General features: G+C 59.9%; 11 protein-coding genes. 6 read left to right on the plus strand and 5 right to left on the minus strand.

Annotated features, from left to right (window positions below):
- Window positions 1-216 precede the first annotated feature (216 nt).
- The gene (locus D1222_RS12530) at window positions 217-2,559 is read left to right on the plus strand and encodes a TonB-dependent receptor (protein WP_119454586.1); all 2,343 of its coding nucleotides are present in this window, start codon (window positions 217-219) and stop codon (window positions 2,557-2,559) included.
- Between the two features lie 75 nt (window positions 2,560-2,634).
- On the opposite strand, the gene D1222_RS12535 is transcribed toward D1222_RS12530, so the two are convergent.
- Window positions 2,635-4,119, minus strand: a complete 1,485-nt coding sequence (locus D1222_RS12535) for a DUF2252 domain-containing protein (RefSeq protein WP_119454587.1) — start codon at window positions 4,117-4,119, stop codon at window positions 2,635-2,637.
- 150 nt (window positions 4,120-4,269) lie between these two features.
- Between D1222_RS12535 and D1222_RS12540 the strand changes: the two genes are divergently transcribed.
- The 5 genes from D1222_RS12540 (at window position 4,270) to D1222_RS12560 (ending at window position 11,611) form a co-directional block, all read left to right on the plus strand.
- Complete coding sequence (locus D1222_RS12540) at window positions 4,270-5,274, plus strand: zinc-dependent alcohol dehydrogenase family protein (RefSeq protein ID WP_119454588.1); 1,005 nt, start codon at window positions 4,270-4,272, stop codon at window positions 5,272-5,274.
- Window positions 5,275-5,453: 179 nt separating this feature from the next.
- A complete protein-coding gene (katG, locus tag D1222_RS12545) occupies window positions 5,454-7,655 on the plus strand; it encodes a catalase/peroxidase HPI (protein WP_119454589.1) in 2,202 nt (733 codons plus the stop codon).
- Window positions 7,656-7,803: 148 nt separating this feature from the next.
- Window positions 7,804-8,292, plus strand: coding sequence for a (2Fe-2S)-binding protein (locus tag D1222_RS12550; RefSeq protein ID WP_119454590.1), 489 nt, complete (start codon window positions 7,804-7,806; stop codon window positions 8,290-8,292).
- Entirely contained in the window at window positions 8,289-9,338 is a 1,050-nt protein-coding gene (locus tag D1222_RS12555) for an FAD binding domain-containing protein (RefSeq protein WP_119454591.1), read from the plus strand. Before D1222_RS12550 ends, D1222_RS12555 begins: the two co-directional genes overlap by 4 nt.
- Complete coding sequence (locus D1222_RS12560) at window positions 9,338-11,611, plus strand: xanthine dehydrogenase family protein molybdopterin-binding subunit (RefSeq protein WP_119454592.1); 2,274 nt, start codon at window positions 9,338-9,340, stop codon at window positions 11,609-11,611. The genes D1222_RS12555 and D1222_RS12560 overlap by 1 nt, the downstream gene beginning before the upstream one ends.
- Here the strand turns inward: D1222_RS12560 and ligD are convergent.
- The 4 genes from ligD to D1222_RS12580 all read right to left on the minus strand — a co-directional run bounded on the left by ligD (window position 11,608) and on the right by D1222_RS12580 (window position 17,527).
- The gene (gene ligD / locus D1222_RS12565) at window positions 11,608-14,097 is read right to left on the minus strand and encodes a DNA ligase D (protein ID WP_119454593.1); all 2,490 of its coding nucleotides are present in this window, start codon (window positions 14,095-14,097) and stop codon (window positions 11,608-11,610) included. The genes D1222_RS12560 and ligD overlap by 4 nt on opposite strands.
- A 6-nt stretch (window positions 14,098-14,103) precedes the next feature.
- Complete coding sequence (gene ku, locus D1222_RS12570) at window positions 14,104-14,964, minus strand: non-homologous end joining protein Ku (RefSeq protein ID WP_119454594.1); 861 nt, start codon at window positions 14,962-14,964, stop codon at window positions 14,104-14,106.
- A gap of 75 nt (window positions 14,965-15,039) precedes the next feature.
- Window positions 15,040-16,125, minus strand: a complete 1,086-nt coding sequence (locus D1222_RS12575; RefSeq protein WP_233348738.1) for a serine hydrolase domain-containing protein — start codon at window positions 16,123-16,125, stop codon at window positions 15,040-15,042.
- A gap of 49 nt (window positions 16,126-16,174) precedes the next feature.
- Window positions 16,175-17,527, minus strand: a complete 1,353-nt coding sequence (locus tag D1222_RS12580; protein ID WP_119454595.1) for an efflux transporter outer membrane subunit — start codon at window positions 17,525-17,527, stop codon at window positions 16,175-16,177.
- Window positions 17,528-17,531: the final 4 nt, after the last annotated feature.

Raw genomic sequence — 17,531 nt, forward strand, 5'->3', positions numbered from 1 at the left:
ACGCGAATACATGCTGCGGCGCAACTTTAGATGTCTATGTTTCCCCAAAGTGATGCAACAAAACATCACTAGTGAAGTATTTTTGCATAACGCTGATTTCTCCCATTGAGAATTTGCGGCAGCACACTTTATGGCGTGCTGCGGTGCGATCTCCAATGACTGTTGGGGTTATCGACACGCAAATCAGAAAAATAACGATCTGGGAGTCTAAACTTTATGCAACGCAGCAAATTCCTCCTCTCGACGGCCGCTTCCGTCGCCATTCTCGCGCAGGCTCCTGCCTTCGCCCAAGAGGCACCAGAAGCAGAACGCGAGTCGGCAGTGGACCGTGTCCTTCAGAAGGTCACCGTGTCTGCAACCAAAAAGCAGAACGTTGAAAACGTGCAGGACGTTCCTGTCTCCGTGACCGCGTTCAACGAAGACACGCTCGACGCACTGAACGTCGCAAACCTCGAAGACCTTTCCTACTCCACGCCGAACGTCTCGCTCGATGACGTTGGCACGGCACGCGGCACGGCAAACTTCGCTATCCGTGGCCTCGGCGTGAACTCGTCGATCCCGTCGATCGACCCAGCCGTTGGTGTGTTTATCGATGGCGTCTATCTCGGTGTGAACAACGGCGTCGTCGTCGACCTGTTCGACCTCGACAGCGTTGAAGTCCTGCGCGGCCCACAAGGCCTCCTGTTCGGCCGTAACACCACCGGTGGTGCGCTGGTCGTCAATACGGGCAACCCGACCGACGAGTTCAGCTACAAGGCACAGGCGACCTTTGACGGCCCGATCGACGATGATCGCGGTGGCCTCAACTCCACCATCCAGGGCACGGTTTCCGGCCCTCTGATCGATGGCGTCCTGAACGGCAAGATCGGTGCTTACTACAACACCGACGCTGGCTACTTCAAAAACCTGAACGACGGCGACAATCACGGCGAAGCACAGGTCGCGATCTATCGCGGCGCGCTCGAGTGGTTTGCAAGCGATCGCCTCACCTTCCTCGCGAAGGCTGAGTACACCGACAGCCGCGTCGACGGCCCGTCCGGCCAGAACCGCTCCTACTTCGATCGCGACAGCTTCGACTTCTCGATCAACAGCCCAGGCACCGGCGAAGCCGAAACCATCTTCGCATCGCTGCGCGCTGACTATGATGTCGACTTCGGCAACGGTACGATCACCAACATTCTCGGCTACCGCGAATATGACTCCCTGAGCACCGGTAGCGACATCGACGCAACGCCGTTCACACTGTTCCACTCAAACGCAGAATTCCTGCAGGAACAGATCTCCAACGAGCTGCGCTATGCTGGCACGTTCGGTAATGTGGACCTCACCACGGGCGTCTACTACTTCAACCAGACGCTCGACTATACCGAAGTCCGCAACCTGCCGACCACGCGCCCGGCACCGCTTCCAGCGACCATTCCGTGGATCTTCTACGGCGGCGGTTCGCAGGACCACACGGTCTACGGCGCTTTCGCAAACGTCGATTACTCGATCACGCCTGACCTGATCGTGACGGCTGGCCTTCGTTATTCGAAGGAAGAAAAAGACGCCGACGTGACCTTCATCCGTCCGCGCTTCGAGTGTTCTGTCGTTGACGGCACCTGCCCGACCGACGGCTTCAACCAGCTTCTCGGTGCCCTCGGCGCACAAGAGCCAAACGGCTTCTCCGATGGCGACGACTGGTCGAACTGGACCCCGAAAGTTGGCCTGCAATACTTCTGGTCTGACAACTTCCAGACCTATGGCTACTACACCAAGGGCTTCCGCTCGGGCGGCTACAACTTCCGCATCACGGATGTTGGCGTCTTTCTGAACCAGATTGTGCCGGCAACCGGCGGCAATTTCGGCTTTGACGAAGAAGAAGTCGATGCGTTCGAAATCGGCTTCAAGTCCGGCAGCGAAGACGGCCGCATCCAGCTTAACGGTGCAGCCTTCCTGACCGAAATCGCCGACATGCAGCGCGAAGTGAACACTGCTGGCCCATCGGGCGTCGTTCAGAACATCCTGAACACGGCTGACGCGACCATCATCGGTGTCGAAGTTGAAGGCCGCGTTGCGCTGACCGACAACTTCCTGGTCAACTTCAATGCTGGCCTGATCGATGCGAGCTATGACGATGTCCGTTTCGACATCTCCGGCGACACGCAGGTCAACATTCTTGACCAGCGTCTCGACCTGCCGCGCGTTCCTCCGGTCACCTATGGTGTCGGCGCGATATATGACATCGATCTCGGTGACATGGGCGCCCTGATCAGCCGCGCAAATTATCAGTACCGCGACCGTATCGCCTACACCGATAGCAACTTCGGCTGGATCCAGGATTCCCATCAGCTGTCCGCGAACATCAGCTGGGAAACGCCTTATGATGGCTTCACCGTGTCGCTTTTCGGTCAGAACCTACTCGACAGCGTTCAGGCCGGTAACGACACGCAGCTGCCTTTCCCTGGCCCGCTGTCCAACGGTGTGCAGACCCCTTACCAGCCATTCCCGGGTGGCGGCACGTTCTCGCCGCTCAAGAAGGGCCGTCTGGTCGGTGTGGAGTTCACGCTCCGCCGCTAGTCAGGTATGACATTCGAAACATGAAAGGGCGGCTGAGAAATCTGCCGCCCTTTTTCTTTGCCGGATCAGTGAGGCCTAACGATAGATCATCTCGATATTCTCAAACGCTCCTCTGGCGTGATCTTCACAGAACATCTTGTGGTCCTGCTTCAACCGGTCGGCCGCCTCTGCGGTGAAGCGAACGATATCGTCGATGAAGAGATGGCGAGGACGTGTTGCCTCCAGAATGGCTGGTTCGACGTCATAGTCGATCTGACCGAGATCATCTGAGCGGGCATGCGCCTGAGCAAGCGCCGCGCCGCACGCCTTGGCGTATTTCTTCCAGGTCTTGTAGCTCAGCTTGTCGATGTCGATGTCGTCCCGAAACGGCGCGCGCTCCCGGCTCATGAAGCTTTCGCCGTCGATCTCAACCGCGCCATAGAAGATGTCGCCATGCGCAAGCTGGACACTCTGGCCGTGGGCGATCCGATCGGCCTTGGAGCCCGCATTGAAGTCGCTCGGCGGTGTCAGTCCTTCGAGGGCAGAGAGGCGTGCCCGCTTGAATTCGATGATGATGTCGTCGGTCGCGTCCTTGGATGGCCCCTCGATCAGGACGTAGTATCTAGGGAGGCCGAGCGAGGCCGTCCCTTGCCCGTGGCGAACACAGACATCCTTCACCTTGAGCTCACCTGCCCGGTCGGGAACATCGAAGCCCTTGCGCTCGGCAAGCTCATTGACCGCCTTCTGGAACTTCTCTTTCTCGCTGGAGAGAGGCTGGAGCTCATCGTCGGAGCGAAAGCCCCGCCCATTCGGTTTCAGATAGTCGTCCCAAAGCCAGTCCCTGCGCTCTTCCCAGGCTTCCTCGAACAGGCGCTGGATGACCTCTGGCGAATTGTTCAGTCTGAACGCGTCGTGCTCCTCATTTGAGTGACGCGCATAGGTCTTCATCGCTTTGAGATAACCCTTCACGAACTTCGCTACGACCTTCCGGCGCTTCTTGCGCTTCATGCCCGAAACCATGTCAGTCGCGACCCAGAAGCCCACGGCACCCCTTTTGATATCCCAGGTGAATGGCGCGTAGATCGTCTCGTCAAAATCGTTGACGCCGAAGATCGGCGCACCATTCGCATCGGGCATCACACCAAAGTTTTCGGGGTGAACATCTCCGAGCGCCATGACCGTTGGCATACTTGCATCTTCGCCGACGAGATCGCGGTAGAAGAGCAAGGCCGTGCCGCGGAAGAATTTGAAGTAGTCACCTGCCAGCGTGTCGAATTTGTTGGCGGCGCCCGGCGCGCGATTGGCGATGCGGGTAGCATGGTCCTCGCGCAGGGTTGAGCGAACATGTTCGCGCCGCGCCTGGCCGGTCAGCATGCGAGGCGGGATGACTTGCTCTCCATTCGCCAACCGTTCGGCGAGCACCCTGAAAGCATCGACCTTGCCGTTAGCCTGGCGCCAGGGCTTGGGCTTCTCGGCTGGCTTTTTCTTCTGCGTGCCAGACTTGGCTCCACCTGAAGATTGCTTCGTGCCCGAAGCCGGTTTTTGCTTCGTAGACTTCGTGGGTGTGGCCGCTTTCGCCATCGGATCTCCAACATTGATTTTCTGTTAGAGTTTCAACGCGCGGACTTCATTCGCGGTTGCACATGGGGCATCTCGGCTTTTCGCTTGGCTTTCGCAGGGTCAGCGATGCTTTGGCTCGTCCCAACCAAGGAAACACAAGGGAGAGTCTCAATGAAAGTTGCCAGCCTGAAGAAGCCGGGCGGTCTGCAGAATATCCAGATCGAAACGCGCGACGACCCGAAACCCAAGGCCGGTGAGGTACTGGTGCGGGTGAAGGCGAGCTCGCTGAACTATCACGACTTCGTTGTTGCGCAGGGCGGTATCCCCACGCCGGATGGCCGCATCCTGATGTCCGATGGTGCTGGCGAAGTCGTCGAGGTCGGTGAAGGCGTCACCCGCTTCAAGAAAGGCGACAAGGTTCTTTCGACCTTCTTCCCCGGCTGGCGCGACGGTCCGCCCGAACTCGACAAGATGCTGGCGGTGCCGGGCGACCGGATCGACGGCTTTTCGGCTGAACTTGTTGCCGCGCCTGCAGAGGGCCTGACCCGCATGCCGGAAGGCTGGAGCTTTGCTGAAGCGGCGACCCTGCCCTGCGCGGCGCTGACCGCATGGCGTGGCCTGATGGTGGAAAACTCCATCCAGCCAGGCGACTGGGTGCTCACGCAAGGCACGGGCGGCGTATCGATCTTCGCACTCCAGTTTGCCAAGGCGGCTGGCGCGCGCGTGATCTCGACATCTTCGTCTCAGGAGAAGCTCGACAAGCTGAAAGAGCTCGGCGCGGATTATGTGATCAATTACAAGGAAACACCCAATTGGGGCGCAAAAGCCAAGGAGATCACGAGTGGCCGCGGCGTCGATGAAGTGATCGAGATTGGCGGCCCCGGCACGATGGCTCAGTCCATCGCAGCATGTCGCATTGGTGGTCACATCTCGCTGATCGGCGTGCTGACCGGCATCTCCGGGGAGGTGCCAACGGCTGCCCTCTTCAGCTCAAATATCACCGTGTCCGGCATTACGGTCGGCTCGCGCCAGTCTCAGGAAGACATGATCGCCGCCATCGAATCATCCGGCATCAAGCCGGTGATCAGCGACCATTTCCCACTCGAGAAACTGGCCGATGCGTTCGCTCATCAGGCGAGCCAGAAGCATTTCGGCAAGATTGTTGTGGACATCTGATCCCCAGCAGAAATCGCAGTTCTGACAGACAGGCCGGTATCCCCGGCCTGTCTTGCTTTGCGCTTATATATAGATTTTCACAATAGCTATTCAGCGGCGTTTTGATTTGTTCGATGAAGCTTGATCCGGTATGTTCAAGGTTCAGATCAACGCACAGGTTAGAAGGAAGGATTTAACCCATGGCTGACGACGCCAAGTGCCCAGTAATTCACGGTGAAGAGCGCCACTGGCTCTTCAAGGGTCCACGCAACAAGGATTGGTGGCCGAAACTCCTCAACCTCGACATTCTCCATCAAAATCACCCGGCTGGTGACCCGATGGGTGAAGACTTCGACTATGCCGAAGCCTTCAAGAAGCTCGACCTCAAGCAGGTGAAAAAAGACATCGCGGTCGCGTTGAAAGACTCCAAGGATTGGTGGCCAGCTGACTATGGTCACTACGGTCCATTCATGATCCGCATGGCTTGGCACTCTGCAGGTACCTATCGCGTCGGTGACGGTCGCGGTGGTTCCGGCACGGGCCAGCAGCGCTTTGCGCCGCTCAACTCGTGGCCAGACAATGGCAACCTCGACAAGGCACGCCGCCTTCTCTGGCCGATCAAGCAGAAGTATGGCGCAGGCCTGTCCTGGGCTGACCTCATGATCCTCGCTGGCAACGTCGCGCTTGAGGATATGGGCTTCAAGACCTTTGGTTTTGCTGGCGGCCGCAAGGACGTCTTCGAACCAGAGAAGGACGTCTACTGGGGCACTGAAGAAGAGTGGCTCGCCACGTCTGACAAGCCGAACAGCCGTTACGCTGAAGGCCGCGCGCTCGAGAACCCGCTCGCAGCCGTTCAGATGGGTCTCATCTATGTGAACCCTGAAGGTCCGGATGGTGAGCCTGACCCGATGAAGGCCGCGTTCGATATCCGCGATACGTTTGCCCGCATGGCGATGAACGACGAAGAAACTGTCGCGCTGATCGCTGGTGGTCACACCTTCGGTAAATGTCACGGTGCAGGCGACGCTTCGCTGGTCGGTGCAGAACCGGAAGGTTCCGACATCGCAGCGCAAGGCTTCGGCTGGCACAGCACCCACGAGTCCGGCGTTGGCGGTCATGCCATTACCTCCGGTCTGGAAGGCGCCTGGTCGCCGACCCCGACCGAGTGGAACATGAACTACTTCCGCATGCTGTTTGAGTATGACTACGAGCTCACCAAGAGCCCGGCAGGCGCCTATCAGTGGGAGCCGAAGAACGTGAAGGAAGAAGACCTCGCCCCGGCAGCTGATGACAGCTCCAAGAAGGTCTCGACCATCATGCTCACGACCGACCTCGCGCTGAAGACCGACCCGTCCTACGAGAAAATCTCCCGTCGGTTCTATGAGAACCCACAGGAGTTCGCGGATGCGTTCGCACGCGCCTGGTTCAAGCTGACCCACCGCGATATGGGCCCCAAAGTCCGCTATCTCGGCGAAGAGGCACCTCAGGAAGACCTGCTCTGGCAGGATCCGATCCCACCGGTCGATCATGATCTCGTTGACGCGTCCGACATCAAGTCGCTGAAAGAGAAGATCCTTTCTTCCGGCCTTTCTGTCTCGGAACTCGTTTCCGCTGCATGGGCTTCGGCTGCCTCGTTCCGCGGCTCCGACATGCGCGGCGGTGCCAATGGCGCCCGCGTGCGTCTCGACCCGGCAAAGCACTGGGAAGCAAACAATCCTGAGCAGCTCGCCAAGGTCCTTTCCAAGCTGGAAGAGATCAAATCGGGCTTCGACTCCGGCTCTAAGAAAGTCTCTATGGCCGACCTGATCGTGCTGGGTGGCTGCGCCGCTGTCGAGAAGGCTGCCAAGGACGCCGGCCATGATGTGGACGTACCGTTCACGCCGGGCCGCACCGACGCGACGCAGGAAATGACGGATGTTGAATCCTATGCCTGGCTTGAGCCAAAGGCAGACGGCTTCCGCAACTTCGTGAAGGCTGACTATCTCGTCCCGGCTGAGGAACTCCTCGTCGACCGTGCACAGCTCCTGACCCTCAGCGCACCTGAGATGACGGTTCTGGTCGGCGGCATGCGTGTCCTTGGCACCAACTCTGATGGCAAGCCGCACGGTGTCCTCACCAGGCGCGTCGGCCAGCTGACGAATGACTTCTTCGTCAACCTGCTCGACATGTGCACCGCGTGGAAAGCGTCCGAAGAGAACGAGCACCTTTATGAAGGCCACGACCGCGCAAGCGGCGACCTCGTCTGGACGGCCACCCGCGCCGACCTCGTGTTCGGTTCCAACTCGCAGCTGCGCGCCATCTCGGAAGTGTACGCTGAGAACGGCCACGAGAAGAAGTTCGTCAACGACTTCGTGAAGGCCTGGAACAAGGTCATGATGCTCGACCGTTTCGACATCAACTAGGCTCGACGCCAGTTACAAACCAGGAAAGCGCCCCGGCCCGTCCGGGGCGCTTTTTTGTTGGGGAAACCAATAAATTCCTCGCCAATGGCTCGCCTAAGCGAATGCCCCGAACTAGCATGATGGTCAGACACGCTAGCGCGGAGGGATTATGGCGCTTCGGATATCTCTGAACATCAACGGCACAGAACATGGTGTGGACCTTGAAGATCCACGCCCGACATTGCTCGACGTGCTTCGTGAACGGATAGGGCTTACGGGCACTAAAAAGGGCTGCGACCGCGGCCAGTGCGGGGCCTGTACAGTGCTGGTGGACGGGCGGCGCGTGAACAGCTGCCTCACTTTGGCGGTCAGCCTCGATGGCGCCGACATCACCACAGTTGAAGGCCTAGCCGATGGCGACACGCTCCATCCGGTCCAGGCGGCCTTCATTCAGAATGATGGCTTCCAGTGCGGCTATTGTACGCCCGGCCAGATCATGAGCGCGGTGGGGCTGCTCAGTGAAACGGGTGGCCAGGCATCCGCCGAAGCGATCCGAGAAGGCATGAGCGGCAATCTTTGTCGCTGCGGCGCCTATGCCGGCATCCAGGACGCGGTACTCGAAGCGCAGGCGAATATCGCCAAGGCAGGCAAGTCATGAATACTTTCGATTATGAGCGCCCAGAAACGGTCGCCGACGCGATCAAGGCGGGCAGTAAACCCGGCGCCTCCTACTATGCCGGCGGCACAAATTTGCTGGACCTGATGAAAGCAGGCGTGCGCACCCCTGACAGCCTTGTCGACATCACACGCCTTGATGAGCTGCAACGTATTGAGCCACAGAAGGACGGCTCCCTACGTATTGGCGCGATGGTCCGCAACTCAGACCTTGCCCGTAATGATCTCATTCAAAAGGATTTTCCGGCTGTCGCCGAAGCGCTTCTCGCTGGCGCGTCGGGACAGCTCCGCAATGCTGCGACTGTTGGCGGCAACCTGATGCAGCAGCCGCGCTGTGCCTATTTCTACGACGCTCACAGCGCCTGCAATCTCCATAAAGCGGGACAGGGCTGCGACGCGCTCGAGGGCGTGAACGGCAAACACGCCGTGCTTGGCTGGACCAAGACCTGTATCGCGGTTCACCCGTCCGATTTCTGCGTACCGCTCGCAGCGCTTGGTGCACTGGTCGAAGTCGATGGACCGGATGGAAGCCGGCAGATATCGATCGATGAGTTCTACCGCCTTCCAGATGCGTCCACGCCTCCGGGCAGCACGCTGAAGCAGGGCGAGATCATCACGGCCGTCACCCTACCCTCTGATGCCAAGCGTTTCGCCGCGCGCGCCCGCTATATCAAGCTACGCGACCGGACCTCCTATGCGTTCGCCATCGTGTCGGCTGCGGCCATGCTTCATATCGGCGATGGCCGGATCAAGGATGCACGCATCGCCCTCGGCGGTGTCGCCGCCAAACCGTGGCGCGCCCGCGAGGCCGAGGATGCACTGAACGGTGCCGAGGCAGGCGAGGCCGCATTCCGGAAGGCCGCCGATGCCGCGCTCGCTGACGCGAAACCTTCGGGCGACAATGCGCACAAGATCGAACTCGCAAAGCGGATCCTGATCCGCGCGCTGAAGGCGGCCGCCGACGGCACCCCGGCAACCATGCCGGACCTGCCCGGCTCTGTCTTCGCAACCGGGAAGGAGGCACGATAATGGCTGATACACCGATGGTTGCCGCCCACCATGTCCGGCTCGGCTCGAATTCCGGCCAGTCGATGACGCGCAAGGACGGCCTTGCCAAGGTCACCGGCAAGGCCAATTACGCGGCCGACAACCGGCCCGAAGGGCTGCTCCACGCTGTCTTTGCAGGCGCCAGCATCGCCCGCGGCCGCGTCACCTTGCTGGACACGAAGGCAGCGCTCGCCCATCCGGGCGTTGTCCATGTCATGACGCCGGAAAATACCCCTGCCCTGTCGCAGGACCCGGACGAAAAGACGACGCCGTTTACCGCGCGGATCGATGTGCTCCAGCATAATGATGTCCGCTATGCCGGACAGCCCATCGCCGTTGTCGTCGCCGAAACGCTCGAAGCCGCCATTGAAGGCGCACGCCTCATCAAGGCAGAGTATGACGAGCAGCCAGCGCGGATCGGTTTTGACGATGGTGAGGCGTTCACGCCTGAAGCGGTCGGCATATCGACCCCACCGAAGTTTGCGACCGGTGACCTTGAGGCTCAACGCAAGCAGGCTGCGTCCAGTGTCAGCGTCGTCGTAGAAACACCGCTCCAGTATCACAATGCGATGGAGCCGCATGCGGTCGTCGCCGCGTGGGATGGCGACAAGCTCACTGTCGACATGCCCAATCAGGCTATCGGCCTCGCCAAGCCAGGCATCGCCAATTATTTCGGCATCCCGGCAGAGAATGTGACGCTCCGTTCGCCCTATCTCGGTGGCGGCTTTGGCTCCAAGGCCGTCCTGTTTGGCCCGCAAATGCTGGGCATACTTGCAGCGCGCGAACTGAAAAGGCCGGTGAAACTGGCGCTCAAGCGCGACCAGATGTTCGGGCCGGTCCAGCACCGCAGCGCGACGCGCCAGACGGTCCGCTATGACATCGACGCCGACAACCGCCTGCTCGCCTTTGAGCATCAGGCCAACGTCTCGACTAGCAGCTTTGACAACTGGCTCGATGGTGCAGCGAATGCGGGCCTCAGCCTCTATGCGACCCCAGCGATCAGCGTCGCCCATTCGGGTACGCGGTTTGACACTGGCACGCCGGGCGCCATGCGCGCGCCGGGCATCGCGACCGGGTCTGCGGTCATTGAATGCGCCATAGACATGGCGGCTGAGAAGGCTGGTATGGATCCGCTGGAGTTCCGCCTGCACAACTATGCAGAGAAAGACCACTCCAACGGAAAACCTTATTCAGCCAAGGCCTTGCGCGAATGTTATGAGACAGCCGCTAACGCCTTTGGATGGACAGACAGGCCACCCAAACCTGGCCAGATGCGCGATGAAGATGGCCTGCTGACTGGCTGGGGTATGGGCACGAGTATTTTCCATGCGCCCTTTTTCCCTGCCAAGGCGCGAGCGGTTCTGCGCAAGGATGGAACGGCGCGCGCTGAAACGTCCGGCGCCGATATGGGTCAGGGTGCATGGACCGCCCTTTGGCAGATGGCGGCTGATGGCCTTGGCATGGCTGCCGACGATATCGACTTCGACATCGGCCACTCAGACCTGCCGGACGGCAGCGTCGCAGGCGGCTCGGCGCACACGGCCTCGGCTGGCGGCGCGCTCTTTGCAGCTGGCAATGACGTTATCCGCCAGCTCGCAGAGATTGCGACCAAGGATAGCGACTCTCCTCTCTTCGGCGCAGGCAATGAACGGCTGATCGGCGAAAATGGTCGCCTGTTCAAAGCCAGCGACCCGAGTGTTGGCGAACCCTACACCGCCATTCTGGAACGTGCGGGGATCGATGAGATTGAGGGCCAGGGCCGGGGCAACCGCGACAAGGCGAGCACCGAGACCTATGCCATGTTCTCGCACGGTGCCGTCTTTGCCGAAGTGAAGGTTGATCCGGACCTCTATCAGGTGCGCGTCACCCGTCTCATCGGGGCGTTCGCAGCGGGCCGGATCATCAATCCGCGCCTTGCGAAAAGCCAGCTTACCGGCGGTATGATCTGGGGCATGAGCTTTGCGCTGCACGAGGAGGGCGTTCACGACAAGCGGACTGGCCGCCCGCTTAACAATGACTTTGCGGGCTATCACATCCCCGTTCTGGCGGACGTGCCGCATGTCGAGGCGCTGCTGGTCGATGAGGACGACCCGCATGTGAATGACCTTGGCGTCAAGGGTGTCGGAGAGCTTGGTATTACGGGCACAGTGGGCGCGATCGCAAATGCCGTCTGGCATGCCATCGGCGTGCGCACGCCGCGCTATCCAATCAAGATCGAGGACCTTCTCAAGGGCGCCGAGGCGCTGAAAGCCTAGTCGTCAGCCAGTATGTCCAGCACGCTTTTTGAGATAGACTGGCGGACGGTGTCATACCCCTCCCAGGGGTCTGATTTCAGCGCTGACAGCCGACGCCGGATCGTCGACAGCGTATAGTCGTGCCCTGAGCTGATGCGGGACAACTCATCCCAACGGACGGGTGTCGCAATCGGCGCCCCCGGCCTCGCGCGGAGTGAATAGGGACAGACCGCTGTCGCGCCGCGTTCATTGCGCAGCCAGTCGATGAAAATGCGCCCCTTGCGCTTGGCTTTGGACATCTCGGCAACGTAGCGACCCGGATCAGCTTCAGACAGCTTTCTTGCGAGCCCACGGGCGGCGGATTTCACTTCATCCCAGCCCTGTCGACGTTCCAGCGGAGCGATCACGTGAATGCCTTTGCCGCCCGTCAACAACGCAAAGGTCTGCAGCCCAGCCGCATTGAGCACATCGCGCACTTCGAAGGCTGCGCTTTTCACATCTTCAAAATCCAGCCCTTCATCCGGATCGAGATCGAGAACGAGACGGTCGGGGCGTTCCAGCCGGTCCGTGCGCGAGCCCCAGATGTGCAGCTCGAGGGCGCCGATCTGCGCTGCTGAAACCAGCGCTTCAGCCGAGTTCAGTAGAAGGTAGCCGGACGTCTCGCCATCCTTTTCCTCAATCTGAACTTCGTCGATCGCACCCGGGACGGAGTCTGTATGGTGCTTCTGATAGAAACACTTGCCGCCTGCGCCGGACGGACAGCGGACCAAGCTGACGGGATGGTCCTCAATGTAAGGCAGCATACGCGGTGCGATCTCCGCCAGGTATTCGGCAATTTCGCGCTTGGTCGCGCCTTGCTCCTCATAGACGACACGGTCCGGATGACTGATCCGTACGCCAAGTACCTTTCCATCATCGGCGTCCTGGACTGTCTCCGTTTCCTTTTCGCGGCGCGTCTTCACTTGCTTTGCCTCCTTGTCCTCGCGCAGACCCTGAAAGCTCGGATGGCGAAGCAGGCCGTCGGGCGTGCGCTCTGTATAGGCGATCTCGGCGACGAGCTTCGGCGTCAGCCAGACAGCGCCGCGCCTGGCGTCAGCAGGCAGGTCTTCGAAAGCGCTCGTCTTGCGCTCCAGTCTGGTCATCGCCGCCGACAACTCATCCATCGTCGCTTCATCAAATCCGGTACCGACCCGGCCGCGATAGTGGAGTTTACCGTCCTCGAATTCACCGAGCAGGAGCGACGCGAACGCCCGCCCCTTCTTGTCTGACTTGCGATAGCCGCCGATCACAAACTCATCGCGGCCGACGCATTTCGACTTGATCCAACCCGATCCGCGCCCGGACAGGTATTTCGATGTCGCCTTCTTGGAGATGATACCTTCAAGCCCCATACCGCAGGCCTTGCCGATGACATCGTCACCCTTGCCCTCGATGTGGTCCGAGAAGCGGACGATCTCATCCTCGTCGGGAATGATTTCGCGTAACGCAGCTTTTCGCTCCGTGAGCGGCTTCTTGCGTAAATCCTTGCCATCTCGCGAAAGCAGATCGAATGCGTAGAAAGCGAGCGTCGCATCATTCTCACCCTTTATAGCTGCCTGAAGCGAGGCAAAGTGGCTGTGCCCACGTTCATCAAGCGCCACAAGTTCTCCATCGATGGCCGCAGTCTCTACTTCAAGCGCAGCGAGTGCTTTTGCGACAGCGGGATAACGATCCGTCCAGTCCTTGCCATTTCGCGTAATGAGCCGAACCTGATGACCTGCGATCAGTGCCTGAATGCGATAGCCGTCAAACTTGAGCTCATGCAGCCAATCGTCACCTGAGGGCGGGTCATCGCGGAGTTTGGCAAGCTGCGGCTCGACAAAATCTGGAAATTCGGGGGCCTCGTCTTCTCCCAGTATGTCGGCATCACCGCCAGCCGCTGCCTGTTCGATCTCTTCGAAATCGCGGTCACTCGTCACGCTGGTCTGCCAGGTTTCACGTGGGTCGGACTTGCGATCGGCTTCGTCATCCTTTTCCTTGATCAGGAGCCAGTTCTGCCTGTCCTTGGTGGAATTGTTCTTCATCAGGACGAGCGCCCAGCCACCCTTCAGCCGCGCCCCTTTGAGATTGAACTTGAGCGATCCTTTCTTGAGGCCTTCATGGGGGTCTTCGCGCGGCTCCCATTCGCCTTGGTCCCACAACATGACGGTGCCCGCGCCATAGCCGTCGGGGATCACACCTTCAAAGCTGCCATAATCGAGGGGATGGTCTTCGGTCCGCACGGCCAGACGCTTGTCCGCCGGGTTTAGGCTCGGACCCTTGGTCACCGCCCAGCTTTTCAGAACACCATCAAGCTCAAGCCGGAAATCGTAATGAAGCCGGCTCGCATCATGTTTCTGGATGACAAAACTTAGCGCGCCGTTCTTCGATTTGGAGCGCTTTGATTTTGAGCCATCAGGTTCCGGCGTGCGCGTGAAGTCACGCTTTTCGCGATAGGTCTTGAGGGTGTCTGACTGCGACTTCGCCATCGAGCGTCAAGCCGCTTTGCCGGACTTCGACTTCGATGACTTGGAGGCAGCCTTTTTCTTCGATCCGCCCTTATCCTTGTCGACGCTCTTTTTGAGCGCCTCCATCAGGTCGACAACCTTGCCGCGCCCGCCAGAGCCGCCGATATTATCGGAGCTGTCGTCATGACTGATGGCACCCTCGTCCCGCTTTTCCTTGATCAGGTCCATGAGCGCATCAGCATAGCTTGATTTGAACGCCTCCGGCTTGAATGGCTTCGCCTTGCGTTCGATCAGCTCGCTCGCAAGGTCCAACATTTCCTTGTCGGGTTTCATGTCCGGGATATCGCCGAAGACGGTATCGCTCTCGCGGATTTCGTCTGCGAAACGCAGGGTCTCCAGGAGCAGCCCGTCGCCGCACGGCTTGATCGCTACGACGTAGTCGCGCCCACGCACCGCCATCTGGCCGAGGCCGACCATCTTGTTCTTGCGCAGGGCCTCACGAATGACCGTGAAACCTTCCGCTGCGACCTCATCATCGCGCGGCACGACGTAATAAGGCTTTTCGAAATAGCGCGGGTCAATCTCGCAGGCTTCGACAAACTGAACCAGATCGATGGTCCGTTTGCTTTCAAGCTTGATCTCGTCGAGCTCGTCCGGCTCCAGGATGACATATTCGTCCTTGCTGGTCTCGAACCCTTTGACGATCTCATCTGTGTCGACGGGTCCCACGCCTTCTGCGACCTTCTGATAGCGAATGCGCTTGCCGCTGGGCTTATGAATCTGGCGTAGCGAGACGCGCTTTTGCGAACTTGTCGCCGAGTAGAGCTCGATACCGATATTCACGAGGGAGAGGCGCAGATAGCCTTTCCAGTATGCACGCATAGCCATTGTCGGACCTCCAATGGCGAATCAATGCCGATCCCGGAATTCGGTTCCGGAAGGCGTTGTGATGGCTGGGTCACATCAGGACGCACTGAGCGTGCTGTCACCCTCAACGGCGGCGGGCACGATGCCTTCTTCGAGTAGTTCGTGCAGCTCATTGATATGCGTGCTGCCACGTTCTGTGTTGGCGTTTGAGGTCATCACGACGGTGAGCCCAAGATCCGGCAGGATGTAGATCATCTGGCCGCCATAGCCCCATGCGTAGCGCACGGGGTATCCGCCCGCTTCGCTGATGAACCAGCCATAGCCATATTGCTCGCCGCTCCATGGCGACACGGTACGCGGCGTCCAGCTTTGCTCGATCCAGTCTTCCGACAGCACACGCTGCCCGTCGACCATGCCGCCAAGACGGTAAAGCTCACCAAAGGCGGCCATGTCGCGCGGGCTCATCAGCATATTATTGCCGCCGAAATAGATGCCCTGCGGGTCGGTCTGCCAGCGCGGGATTGCAATGCCGAGAGGCTCGGCCAGCCAGTCTTGCGCCAGCTGATAGGTGTCGCGGCCCGACGCGCGGGTCAGCATTGCGGACAGAAGGTGCGTGTTGCCTGTCGAATAGAGCATCCGTCCGCCGGGCTCATCGACAAGGGGTCTCCCCAGCGCATCCCGGACCCAGTTCGGGCTAACCACCCATGAACCGTAATTGCTGCCAGATGTGCGCTCCAGACCGGACTGCATCGACAGCAGGTGTCCGACATTGATTTCGGTCAGAAGCGGATCAGGGTCTGCTGGCGCCTCGGCTTGTAGGACGGAGAGAACGCTTTGATCAGCGCCTTCGAGGACGCCTGTATCAATGGCGATCCCGACCATGGCGGAGATCACGGACTTTGACGCCGACTTGATGTTCACGCCCTGGTCGAGCGATGGTCCGCCATTGAACCGTTCTTCCACCAGCGTCTCGCCGTCGCGCATGACGATGAGCGCGCGAAGCTGTGGCAGTCCCCTCGCCTCTTCAATCGCTGCCGCAATCAAGGTCTGGTCGAGACCTATCGTCTCCACGCTGGCCGTCTCGGGGCCGGACGGGGCCTGCTGGGCCGAAGACGCAGGCGGCTGGGACGGGGCACCGCAGCCAACGAAAGCGAGCGCGATCAGTGTCGGTAAAAGTCGCATTCTCAGTATTTAGACCGGCGCGTCGCGCCTCCAACAACGATTGTCACGCCTAGTATTGTCCCCCCAGCGCGACATAGACATCGATCGCTGAAGTCAGCCGATCGAGACGCACCTGAACCAGATTGGCCGACGCGTCGAAGTAGGTTTGCTGCGCATTGAGCAGGCTTGTCAGATCGTCGGACCCGGCACGGTAGCGAAGCTCGGCCGCTTCCAGTGCTTCTGCTGCTGCCTCCTCGGCGATCTGAAGCTGCGCCTCACGTGCCGCATTGGTTTCGGTGGCCTGAAGGCTGACATCCACATCTCGCAGCGCGCTGAGTATGGCCTGGCGATAGGCGGCAAGTTGTGCGTCCCGGCGCGCCTCGGCGGCGTCGAGTTGCCCATCAAGCCGCCCGCCGTCGAATATGGTCTGAGCCAACCCTGCCGAGAGTGAGCCTGTCAGGCTTGAGCCCCCAGTCAGAAGCGCACTGAGGCCCGCGCCAAGGTCGATGCTTGGAAAGAACGCTGCGCGCGCCGCAGCGATATTCGCATTGGCGCCGCGAAGCGTGGCCTCTGACTGAAGAAGATCTGGCCGGCGCAGGAGAAGCTGTGATGGAAGGCCCGCATCGATTACAGGCAGGGACACGTCCAGAATATTGCCCCCCGAAACCGCAAAGCCCTGCGGCACCTGCCCCGTCAGAATGGCGAGCGCGGTTTCAAAGCCGGTAATCTGCGCTTCGATTTGCGGAATGCGTGCTCGCGCATTCGCAAGCTGTGCACGTTGAGCCGAAACATCAAAGCCGGAGATTGCCCCAGCTTCGTACCGGACCTCGACGATGTCGAAAATGCGTTCAGATATTTCGAGGTTCTGCTGCGCCACTTGCAGTTGGTCACGCGCTGCCAAGAGCGAGAAATAATTACTCGCGACATCGGACTGTACGGTGAGCTCCAATGCGCGCTGATTGAAAATGACGGCTTCCAGGCTGGCCTCAGCGGCCTCACGGCTCGCCGCATTCGCACCAAAGAGATCGAGCTGGTAGGAGGCGGACAGGCGTCCGCTGGCATCGATATCATCAAGCCCGCCGCCTTCAGTGTTGCTTGACGCAGAGAGGCTGCCGCTTGCCTGAGGCAGGAAGGCGGCATTCGTGATCTGAAGCGCCGCGCGTGAAGCCCTGATATTCGCAAGCCCCTGCGCCAGCGTCTGGTTCGCCACCAGCGCTTCGTTAATTAACGCGTCGAGGGTCTCAGCCTCAAAGGCCTGCCACCAGACCTCATCTCGGGCAGAAATGGTCTCGACTTCGCCTGCATAGTCATAGGCCGCTGGAAGGTTCACGCCCGCCTCGCTGACCGGCGTGGCTGGCGCAAGGCTGGTCGTACAGGCGGTGAGGACGATGAGGCTGCCGGAGGCAAGGATTGATCGCATCATGGGA

This window comes from Henriciella algicola (assembly GCF_003576245.1).
Taxonomy (GTDB): Bacteria; Pseudomonadota; Alphaproteobacteria; order Caulobacterales; family Hyphomonadaceae; genus Henriciella; species Henriciella algicola.

Coding starts and splice junctions, on each gene's coding strand:
- D1222_RS12540 (WP_119454588.1), top strand. CDS start 4,270: ATGAAAGTTGCCAGCCTGAAGAAGCCGGGCGGTCTGCAGAATATCCAG.
- katG (WP_119454589.1), top strand. CDS start 5,454: ATGGCTGACGACGCCAAGTGCCCAGTAATTCACGGTGAAGAGCGCCAC.
- ligD (WP_119454593.1), bottom strand. CDS start 14,097: ATGGCGAAGTCGCAGTCAGACACCCTCAAGACCTATCGCGAAAAGCGT.
- D1222_RS12560 (WP_119454592.1), top strand. CDS start 9,338: ATGGCTGATACACCGATGGTTGCCGCCCACCATGTCCGGCTCGGCTCG.
- D1222_RS12580 (WP_119454595.1), bottom strand. CDS start 17,527: ATGATGCGATCAATCCTTGCCTCCGGCAGCCTCATCGTCCTCACCGCC.
- D1222_RS12575 (WP_233348738.1), bottom strand. CDS start 16,125: ATGCGACTTTTACCGACACTGATCGCGCTCGCTTTCGTTGGCTGCGGT.
- D1222_RS12550 (WP_119454590.1), top strand. CDS start 7,804: ATGGCGCTTCGGATATCTCTGAACATCAACGGCACAGAACATGGTGTG.
- D1222_RS12530 (WP_119454586.1), top strand. CDS start 217: ATGCAACGCAGCAAATTCCTCCTCTCGACGGCCGCTTCCGTCGCCATT.
- D1222_RS12535 (WP_119454587.1), bottom strand. CDS start 4,119: ATGGCGAAAGCGGCCACACCCACGAAGTCTACGAAGCAAAAACCGGCT.
- ku (WP_119454594.1), bottom strand. CDS start 14,964: ATGGCTATGCGTGCATACTGGAAAGGCTATCTGCGCCTCTCCCTCGTG.
- D1222_RS12555 (WP_119454591.1), top strand. CDS start 8,289: ATGAATACTTTCGATTATGAGCGCCCAGAAACGGTCGCCGACGCGATC.